Source organism: Microbacterium sp., from assembly GCF_035277845.1.
Lineage (GTDB): Bacteria > Actinomycetota > Actinomycetes > Actinomycetales > Microbacteriaceae > Microbacterium.
Genome location: NZ_DATEJS010000124.1, coordinates 1 through 10,267, shown reverse-complemented (window position 1 = coordinate 10,267; position 10,267 = coordinate 1). Strand labels below are relative to the sequence as shown.

The 10,267-nt window shown below is 71.5% G+C and carries 12 protein-coding genes; 10 read left to right on the top strand and 2 right to left on the bottom strand.

What is annotated here, in order from left to right; translation table 11 throughout:
• Position 1 precedes the first annotated feature (1 nt).
• Both thrS and VJR25_RS05275 read left to right on the top strand, forming a co-directional pair.
• Positions 2-1,951: a threonine--tRNA ligase gene (gene thrS, locus VJR25_RS05280; RefSeq protein ID WP_324113261.1), complete on the top strand. Its 1,950-nt coding sequence runs from the start codon at positions 2-4 to the stop codon at positions 1,949-1,951.
• A complete protein-coding gene (locus VJR25_RS05275; protein ID WP_324113259.1) occupies positions 1,948-2,496 on the top strand; it encodes an HIT domain-containing protein in 549 nt (182 codons plus the stop codon). The genes thrS and VJR25_RS05275 overlap by 4 nt, the downstream gene beginning before the upstream one ends.
• Positions 2,497-2,518: 22 nt before the next feature.
• Here VJR25_RS05275 and pdxY read toward each other — a convergent pair whose 3' ends face one another.
• Both pdxY and VJR25_RS05265 read right to left on the bottom strand, forming a co-directional pair.
• Positions 2,519-3,370 (bottom strand): pyridoxal kinase PdxY, encoded by an 852-nt coding sequence (pdxY, locus tag VJR25_RS05270; RefSeq protein WP_324113257.1) that lies wholly within the window; start codon positions 3,368-3,370, stop codon positions 2,519-2,521.
• A gap of 7 nt (positions 3,371-3,377) precedes the next feature.
• Positions 3,378-4,736 carry an aminotransferase class I/II-fold pyridoxal phosphate-dependent enzyme gene (locus tag VJR25_RS05265; RefSeq protein WP_324113254.1) on the bottom strand — a complete coding sequence of 453 codons (1,359 nt, stop codon included), beginning with the start codon at positions 4,734-4,736 and terminating at the stop codon, positions 3,378-3,380.
• A gap of 100 nt (positions 4,737-4,836) precedes the next feature.
• Here VJR25_RS05265 and pdxS point away from each other — a divergent pair, with 100 nt between their 5' ends.
• From pdxS to ruvB, 8 genes are all read left to right on the top strand, one after another.
• Positions 4,837-5,727 (top strand): pyridoxal 5'-phosphate synthase lyase subunit PdxS, encoded by an 891-nt coding sequence (gene pdxS, locus VJR25_RS05260; RefSeq protein ID WP_324113252.1) that lies wholly within the window; start codon positions 4,837-4,839, stop codon positions 5,725-5,727.
• Positions 5,724-6,314: a pyridoxal 5'-phosphate synthase glutaminase subunit PdxT gene (pdxT, locus tag VJR25_RS05255; protein WP_324113250.1), complete on the top strand. Its 591-nt coding sequence runs from the start codon at positions 5,724-5,726 to the stop codon at positions 6,312-6,314. The genes pdxS and pdxT overlap by 4 nt, the downstream gene beginning before the upstream one ends.
• A gap of 16 nt (positions 6,315-6,330) precedes the next feature.
• Positions 6,331-6,852: a hypothetical protein gene (locus VJR25_RS05250; protein WP_324113248.1), complete on the top strand. Its 522-nt coding sequence runs from the start codon at positions 6,331-6,333 to the stop codon at positions 6,850-6,852.
• The gene (locus tag VJR25_RS05245) at positions 6,849-7,409 is read left to right on the top strand and encodes a DUF1697 domain-containing protein (RefSeq protein WP_324113246.1); all 561 of its coding nucleotides are present in this window, start codon (positions 6,849-6,851) and stop codon (positions 7,407-7,409) included. The genes VJR25_RS05250 and VJR25_RS05245 overlap by 4 nt, the downstream gene beginning before the upstream one ends.
• Positions 7,410-7,502: 93 nt before the next feature.
• Positions 7,503-8,264, top strand: a complete 762-nt coding sequence (locus VJR25_RS05240) for a YebC/PmpR family DNA-binding transcriptional regulator (RefSeq protein ID WP_324113244.1) — start codon at positions 7,503-7,505, stop codon at positions 8,262-8,264.
• Between the two features lie 94 nt (positions 8,265-8,358).
• Complete coding sequence (gene ruvC, locus VJR25_RS05235; RefSeq protein ID WP_324113241.1) at positions 8,359-8,919, top strand: crossover junction endodeoxyribonuclease RuvC; 561 nt, start codon at positions 8,359-8,361, stop codon at positions 8,917-8,919.
• A 61-nt stretch (positions 8,920-8,980) separates the two neighbouring features.
• Positions 8,981-9,595 (top strand): Holliday junction branch migration protein RuvA, encoded by a 615-nt coding sequence (gene ruvA / locus VJR25_RS05230; RefSeq protein ID WP_324113238.1) that lies wholly within the window; start codon positions 8,981-8,983, stop codon positions 9,593-9,595.
• Positions 9,588-10,267, top strand: a 680-nt coding sequence (ruvB, locus tag VJR25_RS05225; protein WP_324113235.1) for a Holliday junction branch migration DNA helicase RuvB, incomplete at its 3' end; no start/stop codon positions are given. The genes ruvA and ruvB, both read left to right, overlap by 8 nt.

The following is a 10,267-nucleotide window of genomic DNA, read 5'->3' as shown; positions in this document are numbered from 1 at the left end:
GGTGCGCGACCCGGAGGGCCGACTGCGCGACCTCGATTGGGAGCCGGCTGCCGACATCGAGGTGGAGCCGGTCGCGATCGACTCGCCTGATGGGCTCAACGTGCTGCGTCACTCGACCGCGCACGTGCTCGCGCAGGCGGTGCAGCGCGTGAAGCCGCAGACGAACCTCGGCATCGGCCCGCCGGTCACCGACGGCTTCTACTACGACTTCGGCGCCGAGCACCCCTTCACCCCCGAGGACCTCAAGGCCATCGAGAAGGAGATGCAGCGCATCATCCGCGACGGCCAGCGATTCGTCCGCCGGGTCGTCACCGACGACGAGGCGCGCGCGGAGCTCGCCGACGAGCCGTTCAAGCTCGAGCTCATCGGGCTCAAGGGCGGACAGAAGGAGGCCGCCGAAGGCGCCTCCGTCGAGGTGGGCGCCGGCGAGCTGACGATCTACGACAACGTCACCCGCGACGGCGAGACCGCGTGGAAGGACCTCTGCCGCGGCCCGCACCTGCCCTCGACGCGCCTCATCGGCAACGGCTGGGCGCTCATGCGCATCGCCGGCGCGTACTGGCGCGGGAGCGAGAAGAACCCTCAGCTGCAGCGCATCTACGGCACCGCGTGGCCGACCAAGGACGAGCTGCGCGCTTACCAGACGCGCCTCGAGGAGGCCGCCAAGCGCGACCACCGCAAGCTCGGCAAGGAGCTGGATCTGTTCTCGTTCCCGGACGAGCTCGGCTCGGGCATGTCGGTGTGGCATCCGCGCGGCGGCATCGTCCGCGGCGAGATGGAGCAGCACGCACGCAAGCGCCACATCGAGGGCGGCTACACCTACGTGTACACGCCGCACATCTCGAAGGAAGACCTCTTCTGGCAGTCCAACCATCTCGTCAACTACAAGGACGACATGTTCCCGCCGATGAAGATCGACGAGGAGCGCGACGACGAGGGCAACGTCACCCGCAAGGGCTACGACTACTACCTCAAGCCGATGAACTGCCCGATGCACATCCTCATCTACAAGGAGCGCGGTCGCAGCTACCGCGACCTGCCGCTGCGGCTCGCCGAGAACGGCACCGTCTACCGGTACGAGCGTTCCGGCGCCCTGCACGGCCTGACCCGTGTGCGCGGCTTCACCCAGGACGACTCGCACCTGTTCGTCGCCCCGGAGCGGCTTCAGGAGGAGGTCGGCAAGGTCCTCGACTTCATCGTCTCGATGCTGCGCGATTTCGGTCTGACCGAGTTCGAGCTCGAGCTGTCGATGCGCGACGACGAGAAGGACAAGTGGATCGGGTCGGACGAGTTCTGGGAGTCCTCGACCCACGCCCTGCGCCAGGTGGGCCTCGCGAGCGGGCTGAAGCTCACCGAGGTTCCCGGTGAGGCGGCGTTCTACGGTCCGAAGATCGACCTCAAGACCACCGACGCGCTCGGTCGCGTGTGGCAGCTGTCCACGGTGCAGGTCGACCCCAACCTGCCCGAGCGCTTCGGCCTGGAGTACACCGGATCGGACGGCGAGAAGCACCGCCCGATCATGATCCACCGAGCCCTGTTCGGTTCGATCGAGCGGTTCTTCGCGATCCTGCTCGAGCACTATGCGGGCGCGTTCCCGGTGTGGCTGTCGCCGGTGCAGGTGATGGGCATCCCGGTGGCGGAGGAGTACGCCGACTACCTCGACGGCGTGATCGACCGGCTGCGCGCGGCGGGCGTGCGTGCCGAGGTCGACCACAGCGCCGACCGCATGCAGAAGAAGATCCGCACCCACACGACGCAGAAGGTGCCGCTGCAGCTGATCGCGGGGGAGCAGGACCGGGCCGCAGGCACCGTGTCGTTCCGGTTCCGCGACGGCTCGCAGAGCAACGGGGTGCCCGTCGCCGAGGCGATCGCCCTCGTGACCGGCGCGATCGCGGCCAAGACGCTCGTGAACACGGCGGACGACCTGATCCCGGTGGGCGAGCCCGCGTGACCGACGAGCGCAGCCTGGAGCAGGCGGCCGATTTCGCCGGGGCGCCGGACGGTTTCCAGCGGCTGTGGACGCCGCACCGGATGGCGTACATCAACACCGGCGCCGAAGCGCTGCGCGGAGCGGGCTGCCCGTTCTGCGCGGCGCCCGGCAAGTCGGATGCCGACGGCCTCATCGTCTACCGGGGGACCACGAGCTTCGCGCTGCTGAACCTCTTCCCGTACAACTCCGGGCACCTGCTCGTGTGCCCCTACCGCCACATCGCGACCTACGATCAGGCCACCGACGAGGAGGCGAGCGAGATGGCCGCGATCACGCAGACCGCGATGCGCGTGCTGCGGACGGTGTCGCGCTGCGAGGGCTTCAACATCGGGATGAACCAGGGCCGGGTCGCGGGTGCGGGCGTCGACGAGCACCTGCACCAGCACATCGTGCCGCGGTGGGATGCCGACGCCAACTTCTTCCCGATCGTCGCGCAGACGAAGGCCCTGCCGCAGCTGCTCGGCGAGGTGCGCGAGGCCGTGGCATCCGCCTGGCCCGCGGCCTGAGCGACCGGGCCGCCCAGGAGGCTCAGCGCACCTGACGCACCTCGAACTGCAGCCGCGGGTCGGCGTAGAACCCCTGCGCCTCCACCAGCTGCAGCTCGCGGCTGCCCGACTCGTGCGTCAGGGCGAGCAGGTCGTACACGCTCGAGACCGCCCGGGCGAGCGCCGTCGCAGCGCTTCCCGATTCGCGGTAGTGGGCGGTGAACAGGGCCGCGGTGACGTCGCCGGAGCCGTTCGCCTTCATCGGCAGCAGGGGCGTCGCCACGCTCCACGCGCCGGCGTCGTCGACGGCCAGCATCTCGATCGTCCCGGGCTCGCGGTCGGGGCGCTCCACGCTCGTGACCAGCACGGTGCGCGGCCCCATCGCCCGTGCGGCGTCCGCCGCGGCGAGCGTGGATTCCAGGGTGTCCGGCGACGTGCCGGTGAGGTAGCCGAGCTCGAACTGGTTCGGCGTGATGAGGTCGGCGGCCGGGACCACCCGGTGGCGCAGCAGGTCGGGGATCGCGGGGGCGACGAAGCATCCGCTCTTCGCGTTGCCCATCACCGGGTCGCAGGCGTACACGGCGGCCGGGTTCGCGGCCTTCACCCGCGCGACGGCGTCCAGGATGACGTCGGCGATGCCCTCGCCGCCCTGGTAGCCGGACAGCACCACGTCGATCTCCGGCAGCACGCCGCGCTCCTCGATCCCGGTGATCACGTCGCGTACGTCGTCGGGCGCGATGAGCGGTCCCCGCCACGCCCCGTAGCCGGTGTGGTTCGAGAACGTGACCGTGTAGACCGGCAGCACCTCGACGCCGATGCGCTGCAGCGGGAACACCGCGGCGGAGTTGCCGACGTGGCCGTACGCGACCGCGGACTGGATCGAGAGGATCTTCACCGGTCGATCATCCCATCCGCCCGGCCGGGTGCTCGTCGGGGCCGGGGGACTGGGCCCGCACGGCGGCGACGGACGCCGCGACATCCCCGGCGAGGGCATCGAGGTCCGCGTCGTCGAGCTCGTGGACGGTGAACCGCACGTGCGTCGACGGCTCTGCGGCATCCAGCTCGAACTCGTCGCCCGGCCGCGCCAGCCAGCCGCGCCGCATGAGCTGCTCGCACACCGGCCGGGCCGGAACGGGGAGCGCGACCCACACGCTGAGCCCGTCGCCGGCGTGGGTGGGCAGGCCGTGGCGGGTGAGGAGCTCCGCGAAGCGGGCGTTGCGCGCGGCGTAGTGCCGCCCGGCGGCCGCGATCCGCGCCGTCGCCTCCGGGTCGGCGAGCTGTGCGCAGGCCAGGCGCTGCAGCAGATGGCGCACCCACGTGGTGCCGGGGGTGAGGCGCATCGCCAGACGCTGGGCGGTGTCGGGATCGGATGCCACCACCGCGACGCCCATGTCCGGGCCGAGGAACTTCGACACCGAGCGCACGACGGCGAACCGGCGGTGGTCGGCGCCGATGATCGACAGGTAGGGCCGCTGCGAGAGCAGGGAGAAATGGTCGTCTTCGATGACGAGCAGGTACGGATGCTCGCCGAGCACGGCGCGCAGCTGCGCGGCGCGGTCGGCGCTGAGGCTCGCGCCGGTGGGGTTCTGCGCGCGGGGCGTGTAGACGATCGCCCGTGCGCCCTCCGCGATCGCGGTGCGGAGCCCGGCGACGGTCATGCCCTCGGCGTCGACCGGCACCGCGACCGGACGGTAGCCGCCGATGCGGACGGTGTGGATGCTGGCGAGGAAGCAGGGGTCCTCGAGCGCGACCACGTCGTCCCGCTGCAGCGACTGCGCGAGCAGCCGCTCGGTGGCATCCGCGGCGCCGCTCGTGATGGTCAGCCGCACCTGTGCGGGGGCGAGGTCCGCGCGCATCCACGGGTCCGCCCACGCCGCCAGGGCCGGGTCGATGACCGGCTCGCCGTACAGCACCGGGCGCGACGCGATCGTCTGCAGTGCCCGGGCGGGACTCGGGATGAGCTGCGCGTCGGGGTTGCCCGAGCCGACGTCGCGCAGCACGGTGTCGGCGGCGAACCCCTCCATCGCGACCGCCCGCGGGCGGGCGATGACGGTGCCGGCGCGCCCGCGCGCCTCGACGAGCCCCGTCGTCGCCAGGTGGCGGTAGGCGGCGACGGCGGTGTTCCGGTTGACGCCCAGGTCGACGGCGAGCGTGCGCACCGGGGGGAGCGCGTCGCCGGGCGCGAGGGTGCCGCGCTCCACGAGGGCGCGGATGCTGTCGGCGATCTCGGAGGCGGTGCGGCCGGTGATCGCTGGGGTCATGACAGCCATGCTATCTTTTGGCCTAGGTCAAAGTGCGCATTGTCTGGCCCGTCACGATCCAGCACGACGGAGCCGAGCGCGATTCTCGAAGGGATCCCCCGTGTCGACACCCGAAACCGGTTCGAGCCGCGTCAAGCGCGGACTCGCCGAAATGCTCAAGGGCGGCGTGATCATGGACGTCGTCACCCCGGAACAGGCGAAGATCGCCGAGGACGCCGGCGCCGTCGCCGTCATGGCGCTCGAGCGTGTGCCCGCCGACATCCGCGCACAGGGCGGCGTGTCGCGCATGAGCGACCCGGACATGATCGACGGCATCATCGACGCCGTCTCGATCCCCGTCATGGCCAAGGCCCGCATCGGTCACTTCGTCGAGGCGCAGGTGCTGCAGCAGCTCGGCGTCGACTACATCGACGAGTCCGAGGTGCTCTCGCCCGCCGACTACGTGAACCACATCGACAAGTGGGGCTTCACGGTTCCCTTCGTCTGCGGTGCGACCAACCTCGGCGAGGCCCTGCGTCGCATCAACGAGGGCGCCGCGATGATCCGCTCCAAGGGTGAGGCCGGCACCGGCGACGTCTCCGAGGCCACGAAGCACATCCGCAAGATCACGAGCGAGATCAACGTGCTCCGCTCGATGACCAAGGACGAGCTGTACGTCGCGGCCAAGGAACTGCAGGCGCCCTACGAGCTCGTCGCCGAGATCGCCGCGACCGGGAAGCTGCCCGTCGTGCTCTTCGTCGCCGGTGGCGTGGCCACCCCCGCCGATGCCGCGATGATGATGCAGATGGGCGCGGACGGCGTGTTCGTCGGCTCCGGCATCTTCAAGTCCGGCGAGCCCGCCAAGCGCGCCGCGGCGATCGTGAAGGCGACCACGTTCTACGACGACCCGGCCGTGATCGCAGAGGTCTCCCGCGGCCTCGGCGAGGCCATGGTCGGCATCAACGTCTCCGACCTGCCCGCACCGCACCGCCTCGCCGAGCGCGGCTGGTGAACGCCCCGCGCGTCGGGGTCCTCGCCCTGCAGGGCGATGTGCGCGAGCACGCCCAGGCGCTGACGGACCTCGGGGCGGACGTGCGACTCGTACGCCGCCCCGAGGACCTCGCCGCCGTGCACGGGCTCGTGCTGCCCGGCGGTGAATCCAGCGTCATCGACAAGCTGTCGCGCGCCTTCGGGATGCAGCAGCCGATCCGCGAGGCGATCGCGGCCGGCATGCCGATGTACGGCACGTGCGCGGGACTCATCCTGCTCGCCGACCGCATCACCGACGGGATCGACGGACAGCAGACGTTCGGCGGCCTCGACGTCACCGTGCAGCGCAACGCCTTCGGCGGTCAGGTCGAGTCGTTCGAGACCGACCTCGACATCCCCGAGCTCGGCGAGGAGCCGGTGCACGCCGTGTTCATCCGGGCTCCCATCGTCGAGCACGTGGGCGCGGAGGCGACGAGTCTCGCCGCGCTCACCGACGGCCGGGTCGTCGCGGTGCAGCAGGGCGCGCTGCTCGGAACCTCGTTCCACCCGGAGATGACCGGCGAGCGGCGCTTCCATCGGCACTTCCTCGACCTCGTGCGGGCCGCCTGAACGATACGCTTCCGACATGGCGATCAACGAGTGGTGGCGAGATCGGCCCGAGGAGCGGTACTGGATGATCGCGCCCTCCCGCGGGATCGTGGGGGAGGCGCTGAGCGCGCCGCAGCAGGCGGACGACCACCGGTTCGAGTGGTCGCACGAGCTCGTGGCGCACACCCGACCCGGTGACACGCTCTTCGTCTGGGACCGGACGCTCGCCCAGCCCGGGATCGCCGCGTGGGGCCGCGTGCTCGGCCCGCTCGGCGAGGAGACCCGCGTGCGCGACGGTGTCGAGCGCGCCCACTGGCGCATGCCGGTGAGCGACACGCTGCGGCTCGCGACGCCGATCACGCTCAGCGCGCTGCGGCGCACGGGCGCGGACGTGGTCGCCGTGCGCGACGAGCTCGAGCGGCAGATCGACGGGCCGATCTACTTCCCGTTCATCGGCGAGGCGCGCACCCTGGTGCCGGCCCCCGCCTACCTCGCCAAGGTGCCGCGCGACCTCGTGTCGCTGCTGTCGTCCCGCTTCGGATTCGACTTCGTGCTGTGACCGGCCACCCGACGGAGCAGACCTGGGTCGCGCTGCTGCGCGGCGTGAACGTGGGCGGCGTCACGATCAAGAGCGCCGACCTGGCGCAGGTGTTCGCCGAGCTCGGCTTCGCGGACGTGAAGACGGTCCTCGCGAGCGGGAACGTGCGCTTCCGCGGCGCGGGCGCGCGCGCGACGCTGAAGGCGCGCATCGAGCGGGCGCTGCGGGACAGGTTCGGCTACGACGCGTGGATCGTCCTCGTGACGCGCGAGGAGCTCGCCGAGACGGTGGCATCCTTCCCGTTCGATGCGCAGGATGCCGCACGCCAGCCCTACGTCATCTTCTGCGCCGAGGAGGGGGCCCGCGCGGCGGTGCTGGCCTCCGCCGCGAACGCTGACCCGCCGCTCGACCCCGCCGAGGACCCCGTCGCACCGGGTCCCGGGGTCGTCTACTGGTCGCCCGCGAAGGGCCGCAGCCTCGACACGCCCTTCGCGAAGGCGATGGCGCGCTCGCGCTCCCCGTTCCGCACCGCCACGACGACCCGCAACCTGCGCACGCTGCACAAGATCCTCGGCTGACCGCGCCCGCCCAGGCTCCGCCGGGGGCGCGTACGACGCGCTGAACTAGACTGAACCTCGGCCTCCGGGCCGGAGAACACGAGCAGGAGATTCATGTCCGGGCATTCCAAGTGGGCAACGACCAAGCACAAGAAGGCCGTCATCGACGCGCGCCGTGCCAAGTCGTGGGCCAAGCTCATCAAGAACATCGAGGTCGCCGCGAAGCTGGGCGGACCTGACCAGGCCGGCAACCCGACGCTGTTCGACGCGGTGCTGAAGGCGAAGAAGACGTCGGTCCCGAAGGACAACATCGACCGGGCCATCAAGCGCGGCGCCGGCATCGGCGGGGAGTCCGTCGAGTACTCGTCGATCATGTACGAGGGCTACGGCCCGAACGGCGTCGCCCTCATGATCGAGTGCCTCACCGACAACAAGAACCGGGCCGCCGCCGAGGTGCGCACCGCCCTCACCCGCAACGGGGGCACGCTCGCCGACCCGGGCAGCGTCGCGTACAACTTCACGCGCAAGGGCGTCATCGTCGTCGGCGCGGACGGCACCACCGAAGACGACGTCATGATGGTCGCCCTCGAGGCGGGTGCCGAGGATGTCGGACCCCACGCCGAGGGCTTCGAGGTGCTCACCGAGGCGTCCGACGTGGTGCAGGTGCGCTCGGCGCTGCAGGAGGCGGGCATCGAGTACGAGTCGGCCGACGTCGAATTCGTGCCGAACCTCAAGGTCGAGGTCGATGCCGACACCGCGCGCAAGGTCTTCCGCCTCATCGACGCGCTCGAGGACAGCGACGACGTGCAGAACGTCTACAGCAACTTCGACCTGACCGCCGAGGTGCAGGCCGAGCTCGAAGAGGACGAGGACTGATCGAGCGTCGGTCGTCGAGCGGGCGCAGCGAGACGAAACGCCGGATGCCGCGTGCCTGCCGGGCACGCGGCATCCGCCGTTCTAGCGTGGGGGAGTGAACTCCCTGCGCGTCCTCGGCGTCGACCCGGGGCTCACGCGCTGCGGCGTGGGGGTCGTCGACGTCGCCCCGGACCGGTCCGCGACGCTCGTGCACGTGGGCGTCGTGCGGTCGGCACCGGATGCCCCCGCCGCCCAGCGCCTGGCGACGATCGCCGCCGGCATCCGGGAGGTGCTGCAGGCGCACCGGCCCGACGTCGTCGCCGTGGAGCGCGTGTTCGCCCAGCAGAACCGGAACACGGTGATGGGAACGGCGCAGGCGAGCGGCGTCGCACTGCTGATGGCGGCCGAGTTCGGCATCCCCGCCGAGACGCACACGCCCACCGAGGTGAAGGCGGCGATCACCGGGTACGGTCAGGCGGACAAGCGGCAGGTGCAGACCATGGTCGCCCGCATCCTGCACCTCGACGACCTGCCCAAGCCCGCGGATGCCGCGGACGCGCTCGCCCTGGCGCTGTGCCACGCGTGGCGCGGCGGCGGTCTGCATGCGCAGCAGTCCGCCGTGCTGACGCCGGCGCAGCGGGCATGGCGGGACGCCGAGCGCGTCGCCCGTCGCTGAGAGCCGGGCTCCGAGCGTGTCGAGTCGAACAAAACTGCGACGCCTGTTCTAGGCTCGACGCATGATCTCCTCTCTGCGCGGTGAAGTCCTGCATGCGGGCGTCGACAGCATCGAGGTGTCCGTCGGCGGCGTCGGCTTCACCGTCGCGGTGCCGGCCGACCTCGCCCGCGGCGCGCGCGAGGGCACCGAGATCCTGCTGCACACGGTGCTCATCGTGCGCGAAGACGCCATGTCGCTGTTCGGCTTCGCCGAGCGCGCCCAGTCCGCGCTGTTCACCACGCTCCTCGGCGTCACCGGCGTCGGCCCGAAATCGGCGCTCGGAGTGCTGTCGGCCATGAGCGTCGACGACATCGCGCGGGCCGTGGCCGACGATGCGGATGCCCCGTTCCGCCGGGTCTCCGGCATCGGCCCCAAGACGGCCAAGCTCATCGTCGTGCAGCTCGCCGGCAAGCTCGCCCCGCCCGCGCCGAGCGGCGGCAAGGCGCCCGCCGGGACGGATGCCACGGTCGCCCAGGTGGCCGCCGCGCTCGTCGGCCTCGGCTGGTCGGAGCGCGTCGCCGTGGAGGCGGCATCCACCGCCGCGGCCGACGGCCCCGACGGGGAGACGGTGCCCACGCTGCTGCGGCGCACCCTCGCCGAACTCGGCCCCGCCCGCACGGAGGTCGCGCGTGGCTGATCGCGACGAGGCGGCCGAGACCGAGGCGCTCGACGAATCCGAGCTGGCCGTCGAGGGCGCGCTGCGCCCGGGGTCGCTCGCCGAGTTCGTCGGCCAGCACAAGGTGCGCGGCCAGCTGCAGCTCCTGCTGGAGGCCGCGCGCATCCAGCAGCGTCCGGCAGACCACATCCTGCTCTCCGGCCCTCCCGGGCTCGGCAAGACGACCCTCGCCATGATCGTCGCCCACGAGAGCGAACGGCCGCTGCGCCTGTCCAGCGGCCCGGCGATCCAGCATGCCGGCGACCTGGCGGCTCTGCTGTCCAGCCTCACGCCGGGCGAGGTGCTGTTCATCGACGAGGTGCACCGCATGGCGCGCTCCGCGGAGGAGATGCTGTACCTCGCGATGGAGGACTTCCGCATCGACATCATGGTCGGGAAGGGCGCGGGGGCCACCAGCATCCCGCTCGAGCTCGCCCCGTTCACCCTCGTCGGCGCGACGACTCGCGCGGGCCTGCTGCCCAACCCGCTGCGCGACCGGTTCGGGTTCACCGCGCACCTGGAGTACTACGAGCCCGACGAGCTCGAGCAGGTGGTCGAGCGGTCCGCCGCCATGCTCGGCATCCGGCTGCCCGCCGCCGGACGCGCCGAGATCGCGCGCCGCTCGCGCGGCACGCCCCGCATCGCGAACCGGCT